At 50.0% G+C, this 18,640-nt stretch carries 14 protein-coding genes; 6 read left to right on the top strand and 8 right to left on the bottom strand.

All coding sequences use genetic code 11. The features are described 5' to 3' along the window. Positions 1–2,247, bottom strand: coding sequence for a DUF349 domain-containing protein (locus J1836_RS13595; RefSeq protein WP_207251668.1), 2,247 nt, complete (start codon positions 2,245–2,247; stop codon positions 1–3). Between the two features lie 29 nt (positions 2,248–2,276). Continuing rightward, on the bottom strand, positions 2,277–4,310 hold the full coding sequence (metG, locus tag J1836_RS13590; protein WP_207251667.1) for a methionine--tRNA ligase: 2,034 nt from the start codon (positions 4,308–4,310) through the stop codon (positions 2,277–2,279). A gap of 220 nt (positions 4,311–4,530) precedes the next feature. Between metG and J1836_RS13585 the strand changes: the two genes are divergently transcribed. Further along, a complete protein-coding gene (locus J1836_RS13585; RefSeq protein WP_207251666.1) occupies positions 4,531–5,832 on the top strand; it encodes an Lcl C-terminal domain-containing protein in 1,302 nt (433 codons plus the stop codon). A 49-nt stretch (positions 5,833–5,881) separates the two neighbouring features. Continuing rightward, entirely contained in the window at positions 5,882–7,177 is a 1,296-nt protein-coding gene (locus J1836_RS13580; protein ID WP_207251665.1) for an Lcl domain-containing protein, read from the top strand. A gap of 63 nt (positions 7,178–7,240) precedes the next feature. Here J1836_RS13580 and J1836_RS13575 read toward each other — a convergent pair whose 3' ends face one another. Together J1836_RS13575 and J1836_RS13570 are read right to left on the bottom strand one after the other, a co-directional pair. Beyond that, positions 7,241–7,732 carry a PIN domain-containing protein gene (locus J1836_RS13575; protein WP_207251664.1) on the bottom strand — a complete coding sequence of 164 codons (492 nt, stop codon included), beginning with the start codon at positions 7,730–7,732 and terminating at the stop codon, positions 7,241–7,243. Then, the gene (locus tag J1836_RS13570) at positions 7,729–8,058 is read right to left on the bottom strand and encodes a UPF0175 family protein (RefSeq protein WP_207251663.1); all 330 of its coding nucleotides are present in this window, start codon (positions 8,056–8,058) and stop codon (positions 7,729–7,731) included. Before J1836_RS13570 ends, J1836_RS13575 begins: the two co-directional genes overlap by 4 nt. Before the next feature lie 108 nt (positions 8,059–8,166). On the opposite strand from J1836_RS13570, the gene J1836_RS13565 reads away from it, so the two are divergent. Beyond that, the gene (locus J1836_RS13565) at positions 8,167–8,793 is read left to right on the top strand and encodes a hypothetical protein (protein WP_207251662.1); all 627 of its coding nucleotides are present in this window, start codon (positions 8,167–8,169) and stop codon (positions 8,791–8,793) included. 89 nt (positions 8,794–8,882) lie between these two features. Here the strand turns inward: J1836_RS13565 and metH are convergent, their stop codons facing one another. The 4 genes from metH to J1836_RS13545 form a co-directional block, all read right to left on the bottom strand. Beyond that, positions 8,883–12,566 carry a methionine synthase gene (gene metH, locus J1836_RS13560; RefSeq protein ID WP_207251661.1) on the bottom strand — a complete coding sequence of 1,228 codons (3,684 nt, stop codon included), beginning with the start codon at positions 12,564–12,566 and terminating at the stop codon, positions 8,883–8,885. A 78-nt stretch (positions 12,567–12,644) separates the two neighbouring features. Continuing rightward, the gene (locus J1836_RS13555) at positions 12,645–13,499 is read right to left on the bottom strand and encodes an ATP-binding protein (RefSeq protein WP_207251660.1); all 855 of its coding nucleotides are present in this window, start codon (positions 13,497–13,499) and stop codon (positions 12,645–12,647) included. Between the two features lie 56 nt (positions 13,500–13,555). Further along, a complete protein-coding gene (locus tag J1836_RS13550) occupies positions 13,556–14,146 on the bottom strand; it encodes a hypothetical protein (RefSeq protein ID WP_207251659.1) in 591 nt (196 codons plus the stop codon). Beyond that, positions 14,140–15,135, bottom strand: coding sequence for an AAA family ATPase (locus tag J1836_RS13545; RefSeq protein ID WP_207251658.1), 996 nt, complete (start codon positions 15,133–15,135; stop codon positions 14,140–14,142). Before J1836_RS13545 ends, J1836_RS13550 begins: the two co-directional genes overlap by 7 nt. A 148-nt stretch (positions 15,136–15,283) precedes the next feature. Between J1836_RS13545 and J1836_RS13540 the strand changes: the two genes are divergently transcribed. The 3 genes from J1836_RS13540 to J1836_RS13530 all read left to right on the top strand — a co-directional run bounded on the left by J1836_RS13540 (position 15,284) and on the right by J1836_RS13530 (position 18,636). After that, entirely contained in the window at positions 15,284–16,423 is a 1,140-nt protein-coding gene (locus J1836_RS13540) for an ATP-binding protein (RefSeq protein WP_242632850.1), read from the top strand. 136 nt (positions 16,424–16,559) lie between these two features. Next, a complete protein-coding gene (locus tag J1836_RS13535; RefSeq protein ID WP_207251657.1) occupies positions 16,560–17,486 on the top strand; it encodes a nucleoside/nucleotide kinase family protein in 927 nt (308 codons plus the stop codon). Positions 17,487–17,508: 22 nt separating this feature from the next. Beyond that, on the top strand, positions 17,509–18,636 hold the full coding sequence (locus J1836_RS13530; RefSeq protein ID WP_207251656.1) for an acyltransferase family protein: 1,128 nt from the start codon (positions 17,509–17,511) through the stop codon (positions 18,634–18,636). Positions 18,637–18,640 lie beyond the last annotated feature (4 nt).

Genomic DNA, 18,640 nt, shown 5'->3' with positions numbered 1-18,640 from the left:
TTACAGGGCTGCGCGAATCTTCTCGATCCGTGCTGTCTGGCTTGCCAGCGCGGTGGCGGGCATTCCCCCTATGGCATACCATTGTTTCAGCATCGGTAGCGCATGTTCGGCGGGGTTGTACGTATCCTTACGGCTGCGCATGGTTTCGGAGAGTTGTGCCACTTGGTATTTGAGGCGTGTTGCCTGAAATTCAGCCGGTGTTTCCAACCCTAACAAGATTTCCAATTGCAGGCAGAGCAATTCGCCTTGCGTGCGATTGGCAATTTGCTCATCCGCAGGAGTATCGCTTTGTTTGTTAAGCGTGGATTGCTCGGCAAGCGCATTCATGGCAGCGATACGTTGCTGCGCTTGTTCCACCTGACGTTGGCGTTGCTCGTCGGCTTGACGAGCTTCTTCTGCGGCTTGTGCGTTGCGTTCCTGGTGTTGTTGCTGGCGTTCGTCACGCGCTCGCGCAAACAAGGCATCCATCGGTTCGCGGAATTGTTTCCACAAGCGTTGTTCATCAGAAGGGCGCGAGGTCAGGGTAATGTGCCACTCGGTTTGCAGGGCTTTAGCTTGTTCGATGGCGTGGGCAGTATCGCTTAATGCCAATAAGGCTTGCGCTTGTTCGACCAGTTGCGTGCGGGCTTGCCAGTTGCGGGTGCGCTCGGCTTTGAGGTGCGTTTCGAGGGCATCCATCGCGGCATTGAAGCGTTCGTTGATGCTTTTCCAGTCTTTATGTCCGACTGTTCCGGCTTCTTTCCATTGCTTGCGACACTGATTAATGTCGGCTTGTACGCCGCGCCACTCGGCATTTTGCCAGTCGGTATCCGTATTCAGGGCTTCTAATTGACTGCAAATGGCTTGGCGTTGCGCTAAATGGGCTTCACGTTGCTGGGCTTGTTCAACAAAGTATTGCTTGCTCGGTTCGTAAGCAGCGGTGGCATTTTCGTCAAAGGCTTTCCAGAGAGCGCGTTGTTGCCCCGGTTCTATGGTGGACAGCTTGCGCCATTCTTCCCGCAGCGAGTGAATTTTTTTGGCACGTTCTTGCGGGTCAAGGTCGGCATCCGTGCGCAAGTTTTCGGCGGTTTCGATCAATTGCTTGCGGACTTGATCCGTACCCCAGCGTCGCCAATCTTGTAATTCACGCAACACGGGAGCGAGGGCTTGGAGGCGGCGTTGGAAAAATGCTAGGTCGCGGCTGGGTAAAAATGCTGCATTTTTCAATTGCGCCGTCAGGGTTTTGTGCGTTTCGATGGCTTCGCCGTATTGTTCGGCTTCCAGTTGCGCTTCGAGCTGTTGCTGGGAATCGTGCAGGCTTTGCAAGATTTCGGCTTGCTGGGCTTGTTGTTGCTGGCGACGTTTACGCTCTTCGGCTTGGGCTTGTTGTTCACGCTCTTGCTGTTCACGCGCCGTTTGGGCGGCGGCTTCGGCTTGGGCGGCGGCGGCACTTTGCAACTGCGCTTGTTCTTGCGCTTGCGCTGCCAGTTGTTGCGCACGTTGTTGCTGTGCGCTTTCCCATGCCGTTAATTGCTGTTGGAATTGCGTGTGTGCTTGTTGGAAACGTTGCTGTTGTGCTGCGTTAGGGGGCGTGGTGAGTTTCTGCCAGCGTTGTTCCAGCACTTTGGCACGGGTCTTTTCTTGTTCCCATGTTGCGGCTTTGCCGAGGGTTTCTGCATCCGCGCACAGCCCGTTAATTAGGTCTTGCTGCTGTTGCTGCTGTTGTTGGGTATCAAGACGTTCTTTCAGCAGTTGGCGTAAGCGTTTATTGTTTTTGCCATGCAGTTTTTCCAGCCGTTGCAGCGTTTCCAACGAGTGAATTTGCTTTGCCGCAATGTACTGGATTTCTTTGGACGCATCGCTGCTGGCAATGTTGAACAACAGCTCTTGATCGTCCAGTTTGGCAATGGCTTGGTGGCGCAATTTCACCCCACGCAGGGTATCGCGGGAGATACTGCGCAATAGCGCTGGGTTTTGCAGCCAGTGAAACACGTCTGCCAACACATGGTCATGGTGGTGGTCAGTTGCCGCCAAGCCAATCACGCGTTGCCGCGACCGTTCGCCGATTGAACCAGACGTATGCCCCAATTGCACCAAGGTGGGCAAATGGGACAAGCGCGTGATGGCTTCCATACGCACATCACTGTCGGGATCGCTTTGGGCGATTTTGATCAGTTCAACGCTGTCACTCGCAAGGGTAGACAGGGCTTTGAGGCGGACGCTGGCATCATTACTCTGCCATTTTGGTTTGAAAAATTTCCCTAACATTGTCTTTTATTATCGTCGTGTTGTGCGCTTTATTTGACACGCATTCCGGGTTCTGCACCCTCATCGGGGGTCAGGATGAATAGATCTTTGCCACCGGGGCCTGCTGCCAGCACCATGCCTTCGGATACGCCAAAGCGCATTTTGCGAGGTGCGAGGTTAGCGACCATGACCGTTAAACGACCTTCCAGATCGGCAGGATCATAGGCGGACTTGATGCCAGCAAAGACATTGCGGGTTTCGCCACCTAGATCAAGCGTTAATTGTACCAGTTTATCCGCACCTTTGACGTGTTCTGCTTTAATGATTTTGGCAATTCGCAGATCAATTTTCGCAAAATCATCGTATTCGATGGTGGGGCTGATCGGGTCGGCGGCTAATGCGCCACTGGCAACGGGAGTAGCAGCGGGTGCTGCCATTGCTTGTTTATTGTCTTCGAGCATGGCTGCAATCATCGCAGGGTCAATACGCGTCATGAGTGCTTGGAAAGTATTGACTTCTTGAGTTAACAAAGGCTTGGCAACGCTATCCCAAGTCAATTCGCCCGCCTTCAGGAAGGTTTCGGTATCCGCCGCTAAGCTAGGCAACACCGGCTTCAGGTAGCTGACAATCGCCCGGAACATATTAATGCCTTGCGTGCAAACGGCTTGTACCTCATGCAGGCGTTCAGGATCTTTGGCTAATACCCACGGTTTTTGTTCGTCAACGTATTGATTGGCTTTGTCGGCTAATGCCATGATTTCGCGCATGGCTTGGTTATAACGACGGCTTTCATAGAGTTCAGCAATCCGTTCGGATGCGTCGATAAAGATTTGATACAACGCAGCATCCGGCAAACGCGCGGCAAGCTGGTTTGCAAAGCGTTTATTGATGAAGCCTGCGCAGCGTGACGCAATATTCACCACTTTGCCGACCAAATCGCTGTTAACCCGTGCGGTGAAATCTTCCAGATTCAGGTCGATGTCATCCACGCCATTGCTGAGCTTGCTGGCGAAATAGTAACGCAACCATTCGGGGTTCAAGTGCTTAAGGTAGCTTTCCGCTTGAATGAATGTGCCGCGTGATTTGGACATTTTTGCGCCATTGACGGTCAGGAAACCGTGGCACAAAACGGCAGTGGGGGTGCGGAAACCCGCTCCATGCAGCAAGGCAGGCCAGAACAGCGTGTGGAAATAGGCGATGTCTTTACCAATAAAGTGGTACACCTCGTGAGTGGAATCGGGTTTCCAGTAGCTGTCGAAATCCAAACCCGTGCGTTCACATAAGTTTTTGAAGCTTGCCAGATAGCCGATGGGCGCATCCAACCACACGTAGAAATACTTGTCATCGGTATCGGGGATTTTGAAACCCCAGTACGGCGCATCCCGCGAGACATCCCAATCGCTCAAGCCTTGATCGGACTCGAACCACTCCATTTGCTTGTTGGCAATTTCCTTTTGTACTGCGCCACTGGCTAAGAATTCGCGCAAAAAAGTCTCAAAATGCCCCAATTTGAAGAAATAATGATCAGTTTCTTTTTCAATGGGTTTTGTGCCGGAAATCGCTGATACCGCATTTTTTAAATCGGTCGGTGCGTAGGTCGCCCCACATGCTTCGCAGTTATCACCGTATTGATCGGCTGCACCACAGCGAGGGCATTCTCCTCTAATGAAGCGATCCGGCAAGAACATCTTGGCTTGTGCGTCATACGCTTGGCGGATGGTGCGTTTTTCAATATGCCCATTATCCCGCGCTGCTTTGTAGATGAATTCGGCAAAATGGCGGTTTTCATCCGAATGGGTGGTGTAATAATTGTCGAAAGCAACGTTAAAGCCTGCAAAATCGCGCTGATGTTCCTCACTACTGCGAGCAATCAATTGCTCTGGCGTAATGCCTTCCTGCTGCGCCCGCAACATGATCGGTGTGCCGTGCGTATCATCCGCGCACACATAATGGCATTCGTTACCGCGTAAACGTTGAAAACGTGCCCAGATGTCCGTTTGAATGTATTCGACCATGTGCCCGATATGAATGGGGCCATTGGCGTATGGAAGGGCGCTAGTAATGAGGATTTTTCTTGGCTGCATGGCTGTCTTTAGTCGTCCTGATTTGGACGTAATAAAGTAACAGGTTGTGGGGGTTTCTGCCACTGTCAGAAGTAGAATGCGGGGTGACTGCGTGTTGAGGTTGCACGTATAGCGTGCTAACACTACCATTAGTAAATTCAATGAATTTTTTATGGATTAGTAATATATAATCACTTATCGAAAAGATAAACCCCCTTTAGTGTCTTATAGGTAATAAGTTATGAATATGAACACGGCTAACGTTCATACCCCCAATAAAACCTTCATGCCTAAACCAAGCCATTTACTGTTGGCTGGCTTGGTCATGTCATCGCTATTAACCGCTTGTGGTGGCAGCAATGGCCCCTCCGCAGAAGAATTAGCTGCGCAAGCTGCTGCTACTGCACAAGCCGCAGCTGATAAGGCTGCCGCCGACAAAGCGGCTGCTGATAAAGCAGCGCAAGCCGCCGCCGATCGTGAAGCTGCACTTGCCGCTGTCCGTAAGCAAGTCAGTGATACGGTTACTACGGTTGATGCTGATACCAAAGCAGCGCAGAGCGCTAGTGCGATTGCAGGCTATTCACTACTGCAAGCGAAACAGCAAGCAGCGAATTATCCAGAAGTGGCTGAAACATTAGTCAAAACGCAGGCCTTTGCTGATCAAGCTAAACAAGCCGCCGACCAAGCACTTGCACAGAAAGCCTTAGCGACGACGGCGGCAAGCAATGCCGACAGTGCCCAAACCCTTGACGCAGTGACAGCCTTTGCCCAACAAGCTAACAAGGCAGCCCTTAGTGCGAAAGAAGCCCGTACTGCTGCGGAACAGGCACAGGATGCAACGCTAGAATCAGCTGCACAAGTCAGCGCTGAAATTCAACTGGCGGAGTCTTCCAAACGTTACTCCAAGCTGGATAGCGCGGGCAATATTCTGCCTGCTTCCGCCACTTCATGGGCGTGTGTCCAAGAAAATGCGACGGGGAAGGTTTGGGAGTCCAAAACGAATGATAACGGGCTGCGCGACCGCGATTGGCGCTACCGTCACATGCACAACTCTGCTGGTTATGCCAGCACGAGGGATAGCACGGGTGCAATCTTGTGTCAGAGCCTTGGCAATTGCGATGCCTACAGCTATGTGAATGCGGTCAATAACACGGGTGTCTGTGGACGTTCTCAATGGCGTTTGCCGACGATGGAAGAGTTATTGAGTTTGGTGCAAATCAATGACAATGGGCAGCGTCCTAATATTGACCTGAAGTTTTTCCCCGATACGGTCAATAAACCCAATCAAGCCGCTTATTGTTCCGAGAACTTGGCCAAGACAGCGACCGATTGTGGACCCAATTACACAAACCCACATTATCAGCCAGATGGGCGTATTGAGTGCAATTACCAAGGTGTCGATTATGGCTTGCCGATAAGCGCTGATAACCCACGCGGTGGTAGCATGGCAGCGTTACGTCACTACGGTGAAGTGCAAGATGGGCTATCAACTTATCCAACCAATAACTGGATTTGTTACACACGTTTGATCAGCAATCGTTAATGAATGTTTTACACAAACCCCCTCTAAATAATACATTAGGTAATAAATCATGAATATGAACACGGCTAACGTTCATACCCCCAATAAAACCTTTCTATCTAAACCAAGCCATTTATTCTTGGCTGGCTTGGTGATGTCATCGCTGTTAACCGCTTGTGGTGGCAGTAGCGGTCCTTCTGCCGAAGAATTAGCTGCACAAGCTGCTAAAGCAGCGGCGGCAGCACAAGCAGCGGCTGATAAAGTCGCCGCAGACAAAGCTGCCGCAGATAAAGCTGCTGCGCTAGCTGCACAAGCCGCAGCAGAGTATGACGCAGCCATCGTAGCCGCTCGTAAAGAAGTGACTGAGGCGGTTTTATCTGTTACCAGCGAAGCAAAAGAGGCACAAAGCGCGAGTTTGAGCGCCGGTTATGTAGCTCTGCAAGCGAATCAGCAAGCCGCTGCTTATGCAGAAGTCACGACATCGCTAGCGGCTACCAAGGCTTTCGCATCGACAGCGGATACAGAAGCTGCAAAAGCCATTGCCCAAAAAACACTGGCAGAAACCGCAGGCACACAAGCCGAAAGCACGCTAACGTTGGATGCTTTAAATAGCCTTGTTACACAAGTGCAGGCGTATGCAAAGGTTGCTAGCGAAGCACGTCAAGCGGCGGAAGCCGCCCTTGTATCAACCCGCACCGCCGCTCAAAAAGTGGCAGATGAAGTTAAGATTGCCGAAGCGTCCAAACGTTATACGAAGTTGGACGGCAATGGCAATGAGTTGTCCGTTCTTGCTTCATCGTGGTCATGTGTCAAAGACAAGAATACTGGTTTTATCTGGGAAGAAAAAACCAATGACGGTGGGTTGCGCGATAAAGATTGGCGCTATCGCCACATGCACAATTCTGGCGGTTATGGTGGTGTGAGAGATACCAATGGTCAGACCTTGTGCCAAGGTTTAGGCACTTGTGATGCTTATTCTTATATGTATGCGGTCAATGGTAACAGCTTGTGTGGTCGGAATAACTGGCGCGTGCCATTGCCGAAAGAACTTGGCACGATTGCGCAAATTAACCCCGGTTCGCAGCCTCCCCATGTTGATACGAACTTCTTCCCAGAAACGGCCAATATCCCAACGAAAGGGGCATATTGCACGGAAAACGTGGATGGTGCTGAACACAACTACCAAGGGATTGATTTTGGTTTGCCGATTCTCTACAGCGCATTTCCGAATGAATCGCCTGCGAATGTGTTGGGCGTGAGCATCCTCGTACCGTTGCGGTTTTACGGGGAAATTGCGGATGGTTTAATCAACAATCCGGGGCAAGCGTCTAACTGGATTTGCTATACCCGTTTGGTAAGTCGCTAAGTTCGGTGATAGCTTGAATGGCAAAAGGCGGTGCGTTTGGTAACGTGCCGCCTTTTTGAGTGTTTAGGATTTATAAGAAGCAATCGCTGCTCTCACTTGTTGGTAGAGTGGATTGGATATTCTGAAACCGTTGGTGATTGCTTGATCCAGCATGGATTGGGCGCGGTCGGACGATAACTTCTTGGTTTTGACCGCTAACATCAATAAACCCGCAAAACCTGTGACGATCAGTTGTTTTTGCAGGGCGATGTTTCTGCCTTTGCGCTCATCAATTAGGATCGGAAGCTGGCGTTCCAATGCCAAGGTGATGGCTTCCGCTTCACCGGGATCCAATACCAATTGCAAGCTGGCAAGCTGTTCAGAAGGTTCCAATCTAATGATTTCTATGCAACCTACAGCGTTGATTGTTTTGATAATGTCGGGTGATCCAGCGGACAGTTCCTTCAAAACTGCCTGCGGAATCAGGATGCTTTCAAACACTGCACATAACAATTTGATGGATTGCAAACCTTCCAGCGCAATCAAGCTGGTGGTATCACTGACAATAACTTTCATGCTGCCAGCATCTTCTCAATCGCTGCCAAATCTTCGGCAAAATCATAATCGGCTACCGGAACGCCGAGCAGCCCCAGCAACTTGATGGTTTCGTGTTGGTTTTTACCGAGTGCTTTGCTGAGTTGCCCCAAGCTCAAATCCCCGCTTTGGAAGCCTTTGATGGCAAACCACGGCAGTAAACCTTGCTCCATGATGCCTTCAGCGAAGGGTAGCGCAAGACCTAACGGCTGACCGTGTTTGGTGATCAACAGGTAGTCGTTATCCTGAAAAGCTTTGGTCAGCTTGCCGGGGTTGGTTTGGAGTTCTTTGATGCCGATGACTTGCATGAGTTGTACTGCTTTTAGGATGTATTTTTATAATGAAGTAGATGTCATGTATTGACAAGTTCTTGTCTGTAAATTATACAATATATTTTTTATCCATGCGGTCAAATAATGGAAATTAATCGGGGTTACTCAATTAAGGGTAAAAGTAAAGGAAAGTTACGTCATTGGTCTGTTCTGTTTGAAAAGTGGTCACAAGGAATTGATCTCTATATTGATGTAACAGATGGGGATGTACCTTACTTTTATAAGGAAAGGGCGAGTGTGAGTTTTCTAGCTGCTGCTGCATGGCAATGTGGTTGGGTAGCTATGCAGGAATTTGAAACAGAAAAACGAAAACCGAAAGGTCGATATAAAGCATGGAAAGGTAGATGTGATTTATTTATTTGCTCGGAAAATAGGTCTGATTTTATTGAGGCAAAATATAAACAGTTATCTCTTAACTCAAAAAATTTGGTAGAAAACCTCGACAAAGTGCTTGCTGACGCTGTTTCTGATGCCCATGACTCAAAATGTCGTCAAGATATTAATGCCGTTGGTGTAGCGTTTATTCCTTTCTATGCTCACTCTAAACATGAACACGAGATAGATGCTTTGGTAGAAGAAGCCATAAGTCAGATCAAGATAACCGAAGCTGATGCATGGGCATGGTGCTTCCCAGATAGTATGAGACGAGTAGCTAGTGATAACGATTATCTGAATCCTGGAATGATTATGCTTGCCAAGCTGGCTGAATAAGTATTCGATCAAATAAACTGTGCAAGATATTTTGCATAGGGAGGTGAAGAGCGCCTAGCACTCTTCACCAAAAGTACTGATTGGGTTGGCTACGCCTCATACCCCAACACCGGCGACAACCACCGCTCCGCTTCCGCCATCGTCATGCCCTTACGCTTGGCATAATCCTCAACCTGATCCCGTGCAATCCGCCCAATCCCGAAATACCGCGAATCCGGGTGACTGAAATACCAGCCCGATACCGAAGCCGCCGGATACATCGCAAACGATTCCGTAATGATCATCCCGGTATTCGCTTCCACATCTAGCAACGTCCACAACGTGCCTTTTTCGGTGTGATCAGGGCAAGCCGGATAGCCGGGGGCAGGGCGAATCCCCTGATATTTCTCGGCAATCATCGCGTTATTATCCAGCGTTTCATCCGCCGCATAACCCCAGAATTCCTTGCGCACGCGCTCGTGCATCCGCTCTGCCAAGGCTTCTGCCAGACGGTCACACAAGGCTTCCAGCATGATCGCGCTGTAATCGTCGTGCTTTTCGCGGAAGGCTTTCAAATGCGGCTCAATCCCAAAGCCTGTACTCACCGCAAACACGCCCATCCAGTCCGCCTTGCCGGATTCCACAGGTGCAACAAAATCACCCAAACAGAAGTTTGGCTGTTGCCCGTTACGCTCCATCTGCATCCGCAAATTGTGCAACACGCTCAAGGTTTGCGTGCGGCTCTCATCGGTATACAACACCACGTCATCGCCTTGCGCATTTGCCGGGAAGAACCCAACCACCGCTTTGGCTTGCACCCACTTTTCATCCACAGCTTTTTTCAGCATGGCTTGTGCATCCGCATACAACTTGGTGCATTCCTCGCCAACGATTTCATCCGTCAAAATGGCAGGGAACTTGCCCGCCAATTCCCAACTACGGAAAAACGGTGTCCAGTCAATCCGTTCCACCAGTTCATTCAACGGATAATCGTTGAAGACCAGCGGGGTGAGGGTGTTCGGCTTAGGCGGCGTATACCCCGCCCAATCCACCTGAAACTTATTCGCCCGCGCCGCCGCAATACTCACCAACTTCCGTTCCGTCTGATTCGCCGCTCGCTTCACGCGCACCTGCTCATATTCCGCCCGAATGCTCGCCACGTAATCCGGCTTTTGCTCTTTGGACAGCAACGCACTCGCCACACCCACTGCCCGCGACGCATCCGGCACATACACCACGATGTCGTTCTTAAACTGCGGCTCGATCTTCACCGCCGTATGAATCTTGGACGTGGTAGCCCCGCCAATCAGCAACGGCACATGGAAATCCTGGCGCTGCATTTCCTTCGCAACATGTACCATTTCATCCAGCGACGGCGTAATCAGACCGGACAAGCCGATAATGTCCACTTTCTGCTCCCGCGCCACTTGCAGGATTTTTTCCGCAGAAACCATCACCCCAAGGTCGATCACTTCGTAGCTATTGCACTGCAACACCACGCCGACGATGTTCTTGCCGATGTCATGCACGTCACCTTTGACGGTTGCCATGAGGATTTTGCCGTTGGCTTGCACTTCGCAACCGGCCTTTTCCAATTCCATGAACGGGTCAAGGTAAGCCACCGATTTTTTCATCACGCGGGCGGACTTAACCACTTGCGGCAGGAACATTTTGCCAGCGCCGAACAAGTCGCCGACCACGTTCATGCCGTCCATCAATGGCCCTTCGATGACCAGCAGCGGACGACCGAGTTTCACCCGTGCCTCTTCAGTGTCTTCGTTGACGAAGGCATCAATCCCTTTCACCAGCGCGTGTTCGAGGCGTTTTTCGACCGGCCATGAACGCCATTCGAGGTCTTCTTTCTTAACTTCGGTCGAACCGTCGCCTTTGTATTTCGCGGCAATATCCAGCAAACGTTCGGTCGCACCCGCATCCTTGTTCTGGATCACATCTTCGACCGCATCACGCAATTCCACCGGAATATCGTCGTAAACCGCCATTTGCGCCGCGTTCACAATCCCCATATCCATGCCCGCTTTGATCGCATGGTAGAGGAACACGCTGTGGATGGCTTCGCGTACCGGATTATTGCCCCGGAACGAGAACGACACGTTGGAAACCCCGCCGGAAATGTGCGCGTGAGGCAGGTTCTGGCGAATCCAGCGCGTGGCTTCGATAAAGTCCACCGCGTAATTATTGTGTTCGTCGATCCCCGTCGCCACCGCGAAAATGTTCGGGTCGAAAATGATGTCTTCGGGCGGGAAGCCGACTTGTTCGGTGAGAATCTTGTAAGCGCGTGAACAGATTTCAATTTTCCGCGCTTGGGTATCCGCTTGTCCCTGTTCGTCGAACGCCATCACGATCACCGCCGCCCCGTAACGGCGTACCAGTTTGGCTTGATGGATGAACTTTTCTTCGCCTTCCTTCATCGAAATCGAGTTGACGATGCCTTTGCCTTGGATGCACTTCAATCCCGCTTCGATCACGTCCCATTTGGAGGAATCCACCATGATGGGTACACGCGCAATGTCGGGTTCGGAGGCGATCAGGTTGAGGAAGCGGGTCATTTCTTTTTCCGCATCCAGCAAGCCTTCGTCCATATTGATGTCGATCACGGGTGCGCCGCTTTCGACCTGCTCCAGCGCGACTTGCAAGGCTTCGGTGTAATTGCCTTCTTTGATCAGGCGCTTGAATTTGAGCGAGCCGGTGACGTTGGTACGTTCGCCGACGTTCACAAACAGGCTGTTTGCACCGATATTGAACGGTTCAAGACCGGAAAGGCGGCATTCTTTCGCCAGTTGTGGTGCTTTGCGTGGGGCAATCCCAGCAACCGCGTCAGCAATGGATTTGATGTGTGCAGGCGATGTGCCGCAACAACCGCCGACGATATTCAGGAAGCCACTTTGCGCCCATTCACGGATGTGCACCGCCATTTCCGCGCCGTCCATGTCGTATTCGCCCATTTCATTCGGCAAACCGGCATTGGGGTGGGCAGAAACGCCTGTTGCGCACACGCGGGACATTTCTTCGACATACTGACGTAACAAATCGGGACCGAGTGCGCAGTTCAAACCAAACGAAATTGCGTCAGCGTGTGCCAGCGCATTGTAGAACGCTTCGGTGGTTTGCCCGGACAAGGTGCGCCCGGACGCATCGGTAATCGTGCCGGAAATCATGATCGGCAGTTCGATATTGTCTTCGTCGAATACTTGTTTGACCGCAAACACGGCGGCTTTGGCGTTGAGGGTGTCGAAAATGGTTTCGATCAGGATAATGTCTGCGCCGCCTTCAATCAGACCACGGGTGGATTCCATGTAGGCGGTGACCAGCGCATCGAAGGTGACGTTGCGGAAACCGGGGTCGTTGACATCGGGGGAAATGCTGCAAGTGCGGCTGGTGGGGCCGAGTACGCCAGCGACGAAACGCGGTTTGTCGGGTGTGCTGTATTCGTCGGCGACGGAACGTGCCAGTTTTGCCGCCTCCACATTGATTTCATACGACAGTTCTTGCATGTCGTAGTCGTGCATCGAAATCGTGGTGGCGTTGAAGGTGCAGGTTTCGAGAATGTCCGCCCCAACTTCGAGGTATTGCGCGTGGATGCCACGGATAATCTGCGGTTGGCTCAATACCAGCAAGTCGTTATTGCCTTTGACATCGGTATGCCATGCCGCAAAGCGTTCGCCGCGATAATCGGCTTCTTCCAGTTTGTGGCGTTGGATCATCGTGCCCATCGCGCCGTCAAGGATGAGGATGCGGCTCGCTAGGGCTTGCTGGAGTTGGGTTGTGCGGTTCATGGTTACATCATCAGCAGTTTAAATAAGGCGTGTATCGTACCAGAATTTGCTGGGGAGAACATAAACCGCACGGTGTTTTCAGGTGTCGCCGTGGGGTGACGGGGCGGCAAATAAGGTCAGTAACAGTTCGGCATCATCAATTAGGCGATAGATCGGGCGTTTGCCAGATAAGTGTTCGCTTTCGGTGAGGATAATGGGTACGCCTTCGCCACGCTTGTCCATGATGAAATTGCGTTGTGAGCCGTAGGCATCGACATTCATCGGGCATTTTGCCAGCAAAGAACACAGCAATTCGTTACGTGCCGATTGGCGTTCGGGCAGGCTATCCACGGTCATGGTGTTGGGGATTGCGCCGGGTGAATACAGTTCCAGCCGATCAGCGAACACATGCAAGCGGATTTTTGAGCCGTAAATAGAATAGTCACGATGTGCCACGGCATTCACGATGGCTTCAAACACGGCATTCAAGGAAAATTGCGGGGTGTCGATGCGGTTGGGGTTTTTGATGGCGTACACGCGCATATTGCGTTCGACAAATAAACAGGCTTGGCGAATTTGTTCATCGAGTGAGCCGTGAATGTCTTTGGCATCCAGTTGGTAGGCGGCGTTGCGCTCTGTGCCACGGTAGACCACGGCTTGAATGTAGGCGTTGGTGATGAATTCGGCGGGGTGTTCGGTCGCCATCAAAATGCCGCTGACGGTGGGGTAAAGGTTGCCGTCTTCGTCACGGGTAATCAGTTTGAGCTTGGATAGAAACTCGCGGTCATCTTTGGGCGAGAGGGGCGAGCGGAAACGTTGCCATAACGGGGTTTTGAGGTCGTCGAGGGAGGCTTGGGGGACGGCTTGTTCGTCGTACTCGATGGCTTTCAGTTCCAGCGTCGAGTCTTCACCGAGGGCAATTTGTTTGAGTAGGTTGTCTGGCGAGTCCAGCATGGTTCGTGTCCGGTGGTGGGGTGGTGCTTTGATTATAGTAATCTACGGTTCATCGCTTAACTGAACAGTGCTCTTAGTTTTTGCTTGAGTTCATCGAAATGCGCGTGTTGCAGATCGTAGGGGGCTTTGGGGTAAGCAGTTTTGTAAATTTGACGCAAAATAGCTTTGGCATTGTCTTTTTGTTGAAAATCTGAACAAGCCAGAAAGGTTTCAATACATGTTTTTTTATCATCATCCAAGGTTGATAACAGTAGCGATTCAACGTAACCGGTTTGTGTTATTGGGTCACAGCTAATGAAAATATCGCTAATCTCTGCAATATTTAGCTGATTCATCACCAATGTTTGCCATTGATTTAAGGTATTATGATAACCACCATAAACGGCATCATTTTCGTGGCAGTCAGCATCAATGACGAATAACACTTTTGTGATTTGATCTTCTATAATTTGAGGTAAAAGATCGCTATATTTGACATTGGTAATATCAAAAAATGTACTTTTTCCTTGCATTCCGTAACATTGCACACGATTCCAATTAAAAACCACCGGATTTTCTTTTGCCAATTCTGCTGTTAGTTCTTTTAACAACCAGTTATCTAATGATTTATCTGCATGACCTTCGTGTAAGATAGCTACCTTTACCATCCGCGCACCTCACGAGAATCATGGATGCTATCAGTAAATGTATCGTAATCCCTGATAATGGCTTTAATTTGCTTTTCTTTGTTTTTAACTAACGTAATAAAACTAATATTCCGTTCTTTGTGCTTTTCGACTATACGGCAGTAGGATTCAATGCACTCACGCGAGTGGGTGGTTGCAAATACCTGCACATTCAATTCTTTAGATAATTTCAGAATAATGTCCCACAGCTTATCCAGTAATGTGTAATGAACACCATTGTCGATTTCGTCAATAAATATGTAATGATTTTCCGCCGTAAACATATCAGCAATGACTGAAACATAAAGACGTAATCCATCACCGTACTCACCAATACCACGATAAGAAAAACTGCCATCAGATGCAGTAACCCGACATTGAATAGAATTGCCAATAACTTTTATTTTTTCAATTTCATTATCGAAACTGTTGATGAGGTGGTTTAAATCATCTTCACGGTCTTTTTTCTGAATGCTAGTGAATGAATCTATTATTCCTTCTTGTGAATCACGAGAGCTTCCAATCCAGCAAACGTCTTTGATTATTGCTTTGTTTGCGATGGAGAAAATATCCATATTTTCTTCTGCAATGCTGTTATTTGAGTTATTTATATTTATTTCATATTTTCTTGAAATTTCAGAGTCATTTAATTTAAACTCAATGGCTTGAATATTTGTTTTACTTTTTAATGAACTCGCTTGCTTTAGAATGGTATCAGTAGCATCTTTTTTATTGAGTGTTTTGTAAGCGTAATCAGTTGCTTTACGCTGTTTGTAAAAGAAAAGTAATGAGTCAAATAGATCACTAATAGTGGAACTGCATACATTGATGAATATCGCTTCCATCAGTGCGGTTTTACCGACGTTGTTTTTTCCGGCAATGAGGTTGACGCGTTGGAAGCCATGCGCTGAAAAATCACTAAAGCACTTGTATCGCTCAATGTCGATATATTGGATGAAATGTTCAGTCATGTTTGAGATTCCTTATGTAGCTCTAGCTATAGTAGCGTCAACGTGCCCTATGTTAGCAGAGCCAAGGTGAAAGAGCGAAGGGCTTGCTGGAGTCGGGTTGTGCGCTTCCGCTATACTTGCCCTGTATCCTCAGAAGGCACGGCAACCCATGAAAAAACTCCCCATCGGCATCAGCACCCTACAAAAAATCATTGCAGATGATTGTGTTTATGTGGATAAAACACCCTATATACAAGAGCTTGTGAATAACGGCAGCTACTACTTCCTCTCTCGCCCACGCCGCTTCGGTAAATCCCTGCTGGTAGACACGCTGCACCAATTGTTTGCTGGAAATGAGCGGCTGTTTCGTGGCTTGCACATTCACCCGCATTGGGATTGGACGGTGCAATACCCGGTGATTTCCCTCAGTTTTGGCTCAGGGCAGCTTGCTAACCGTGCAGAACTGGAGCGGCGCATCCGCCATATTCTCCGCGTCAATCAGGAACGGCTGGGTGTCCAGTGCGAAGATCATGAAGATGTCACCAGTTGTTTTAGCGACCTCATCCGCCATACCCAAGCCAAGTACGGGCGCAATGTGGTGGTGTTGGTGGATGAATACGACAAGCCGATCCTCGATAACATTACCAAGCCGGACGTTGCTGCTGAAATGCGTGACGGTTTGCGTAACCTGTATTCGGTGATCAAGGATAACGATGCCCATATCCGCTTTGCCTTCCTGACCGGGGTAAGCAAGTTTTCCAAAGTATCGCTATTCAGCGGCTTGAATAATCTGGAGGATATTACCCTCGACCCGCGTTACAGTGCCTTGTGCGGCTACACCCAAACCGAGCTAGAACAGCACTTTTCCGAACACCTGCAAGGCGCAGATATGCCGCTGGTACGGGCGTGGTACAACGGTTACAACTGGTTGGGTGAAAGCGTCTACAATCCGTTTGATGTGCTGCTATTTATTTCCAAAGGCAAGAGATTCCTGCCTTATTGGTTTGAAACCGCCACCCCGTCGTTTTTGGTGGATATTTTGCGTAAACGCCAATTCTACCTGCCTGATCTCGAAGCCCTGAGCATGGATTACAAAGCATTGGGCGATTTTGATGTGGACAGAATTCATCTGGAAACACTGCTGTTCCAGACCGGCTATTTGACCGTTAAAGAAGAACGGCTACCGTTTGTGGGTGGTTTGCCGGAATACATCCTGAGCTATCCCAACAACGAAGTGCGTTACAGCCTGATGAGCTACTTGCTGGAAAACTACCTGACAGACGACAGGCAAGAACGCGGCTCGGTTTAAGGCGAAAGATTACGCCGCGCAGGTGCGCAATATTGTTGGGTTTGAGTGGGAAGAAGACACTCAATAAGGGTGGGTATCGTAACAGAATAGGCTGGTGGTATGCTCCACTTCACCACGTTTTTTAGGAGGAGGATTCATGTCAGCAGAACATCCTATTGTCGCCATTACCGGAGCGATGGAGTCAGGTTCAGTGTCGGTCATCACGGCATTAGAGCGGATTTTTTACCGTGAGCGCGTCAAAGCGTCCTACATTGACGGCAGTGCTTTCCGCCGTTATGACCGCACCACCATGCGCGAAGCCGTGCGCGAAGCCAAGGCACAAGGCAAAACCTTGGGGCATTTTGGCCCGGAAGGCAATCATTTGGAAAAGTTGGAAAGCCTGTTTTTTGAATACGCCGCAACGGGCGGTGGCTTGTATCGGCACTACCTGCATACTGCCACGCAAGCCCGCAAATTTGGGCAAGAAGTTGGCACGTTTACGCCGTGGGAACGCATGGACGCTGACAGCGATTTATTGCTGTATCGCGGCTTGCATGGTGCTGCGGTGGCAGATGATATTGATTTATCCCAATACCCCGACTTGTCGATTGGCATTGCGCCGAATGCGAATCTGGAGTGGATGGCTAAAATCCAGCATGAAGTCCACAACCGTGGCGTACCGCTGGAAGATGCAAAAGAAGGCTTGTTGAAGCGCTTAGACGATTATGTGCATCATATTACCCCGCAATTCATGCGCACGCATATTAATTTCCAACTTATTCCGTTGGTGGATACCTCTGATCCGTTTGGTGCAGAAGCGGTGCCAGTAGCGGATGAATGTTATTTGGTTATCCATTTTGTTGACAAGTTTTGGCCTAATTTCGTCCCATTGCTGGCGGATATTCCGGGGTCGTTTATGTCGCGCCGCAATACGATGGTCGTACCCAGTAGCAAAATGTTGATGGCGATTGAATTGGTGTTGATGCCGATTATTCACAGCTTGATTGATCATAGCCGTCAGTTACGTGGGATTACCGATGTGCCAGAAGACAGGGGCGCGGGCGTGCTAGGTTTGGTAGAATAAGCGCTTTTGGGTAAACGCTAACGTGATTTACAGACGCGAAATTGATGGGCTACGTGCCTTGGCGGTACTGCCGGTTATTTTGTTCCATGCCGGATTCTCCGTGGTGAGTGGCGGTTTTGTGGGTGTGGATGTCTTTTTTGTCATCAGCGGTTACTTGATTACAGTGATTATTCTGGAGGAACTGGCGGCGGGGAGTTTTACCGTCGCTAGTTTCTATGAGCGTCGTGCGCGGCGCATTCTTCCCGCCTTATTTTTCGTGTTACTTGCTTGTTTACCGTTGGCGTGGTGGTTGCTTTTGCCCACTGAATTGGTGGATTTCGGTAAAAGCGTGTCAGCCGTGGCGGTGTTTGCCTCCAATATCCTGTTCTGGTTGCAAACCGATTATTTTGCGGCGACCGCAGAACAGATTCCGTTGTTGCATACGTGGAGCTTGGCGGTTGAGGAGCAGTATTACCTCGTGTTCCCGCTGTTTATGCTAGCCGCATGGGGTTTGGGGAAGCGCTGGTTGGCGGGGCTGATTGCTTTGGTGGCGTTGTTGAGCCTCGGCTGGTCGGAATGGCTGTGGCGTAATTCAGTGGAAGCGAATTTTTACCTGATTCCGAGCCGTGCGTGGGAGCTGATGGTGGGGGCGTTGGCAGCGTTTTACCTTCAGAAAAACCAAGCAGCACAGGGTGTGATGGCGCAGGCGGCAAGTGTGTTGGGGCTGGTGTTGCTGGGCTATGCGGTGTTTTTCTTCGATGACGGTATTCCGTTTCCCAGCGTGTATGCGCTGGTGCCGACGCTGGGCGCGGTGTTACTGATTCTATTTGCAACCTCGGCGACGTGGGTGGGCAAGTTGCTGGCTAGTCCGCCATTGGTCTGGGTTGGGCTGATTTCTTACAGTGCATATTTGTGGCATCAGCCGTTATTTGTGTTTGCACGCTTGCAAGCGCTTGAAGAACCCAGTGTCAGCTTTATGGCAGGCTTGTGCGTTATGACCTTGGTATTGGCGTGGTTTAGCTGGCGTTTTGTGGAAAAGCCGTTCCGTGATCGCAGCCGTTTTACGCGCACGCAGATTTTTAGTGGGGCGGTGATCAGTAGTTTGCTGTTTATTGCCGTGGGGGCAACATTGGTATTGACCGATGGCTTTGCGGGTCGTTTTGCGGAGTAATAAG

Origin of the sequence: Thiothrix fructosivorans, assembly GCF_017349355.1 — a bacterium.
Taxonomy (GTDB): Bacteria; Pseudomonadota; Gammaproteobacteria; order Thiotrichales; family Thiotrichaceae; genus Thiothrix; species Thiothrix fructosivorans.
Note: the sequence above shows the minus strand (reverse complement) of the source record. Positions and strands in the feature narration are given on the sequence as shown.

What these genes read in the sequence shown, in the direction of transcription:
- J1836_RS13595 (WP_207251668.1), bottom strand. Translation starts at nt 2,247, where the DNA reads ATGTTAGGGAAATTTTTCAAACCAAAATGGCAGAGTAATGATGCCAGC.
- metG (WP_207251667.1), bottom strand. Translation starts at nt 4,310, where the DNA reads ATGCAGCCAAGAAAAATCCTCATTACTAGCGCCCTTCCATACGCCAAT.
- J1836_RS13585 (WP_207251666.1), top strand. Translation starts at nt 4,531, where the DNA reads ATGAATATGAACACGGCTAACGTTCATACCCCCAATAAAACCTTCATG.
- J1836_RS13580 (WP_207251665.1), top strand. Translation starts at nt 5,882, where the DNA reads ATGAATATGAACACGGCTAACGTTCATACCCCCAATAAAACCTTTCTA.
- J1836_RS13575 (WP_207251664.1), bottom strand. Translation starts at nt 7,732, where the DNA reads ATGAAAGTTATTGTCAGTGATACCACCAGCTTGATTGCGCTGGAAGGT.
- J1836_RS13570 (WP_207251663.1), bottom strand. Translation starts at nt 8,058, where the DNA reads ATGCAAGTCATCGGCATCAAAGAACTCCAAACCAACCCCGGCAAGCTG.
- J1836_RS13565 (WP_207251662.1), top strand. Translation starts at nt 8,167, where the DNA reads ATGGAAATTAATCGGGGTTACTCAATTAAGGGTAAAAGTAAAGGAAAG.
- metH (WP_207251661.1), bottom strand. Translation starts at nt 12,566, where the DNA reads ATGAACCGCACAACCCAACTCCAGCAAGCCCTAGCGAGCCGCATCCTC.
- J1836_RS13555 (WP_207251660.1), bottom strand. Translation starts at nt 13,499, where the DNA reads ATGCTGGACTCGCCAGACAACCTACTCAAACAAATTGCCCTCGGTGAA.
- J1836_RS13550 (WP_207251659.1), bottom strand. Translation starts at nt 14,146, where the DNA reads ATGGTAAAGGTAGCTATCTTACACGAAGGTCATGCAGATAAATCATTA.
- J1836_RS13545 (WP_207251658.1), bottom strand. Translation starts at nt 15,135, where the DNA reads ATGACTGAACATTTCATCCAATATATCGACATTGAGCGATACAAGTGC.
- J1836_RS13540 (WP_242632850.1), top strand. Translation starts at nt 15,284, where the DNA reads ATGAAAAAACTCCCCATCGGCATCAGCACCCTACAAAAAATCATTGCA.
- J1836_RS13535 (WP_207251657.1), top strand. Translation starts at nt 16,560, where the DNA reads ATGTCAGCAGAACATCCTATTGTCGCCATTACCGGAGCGATGGAGTCA.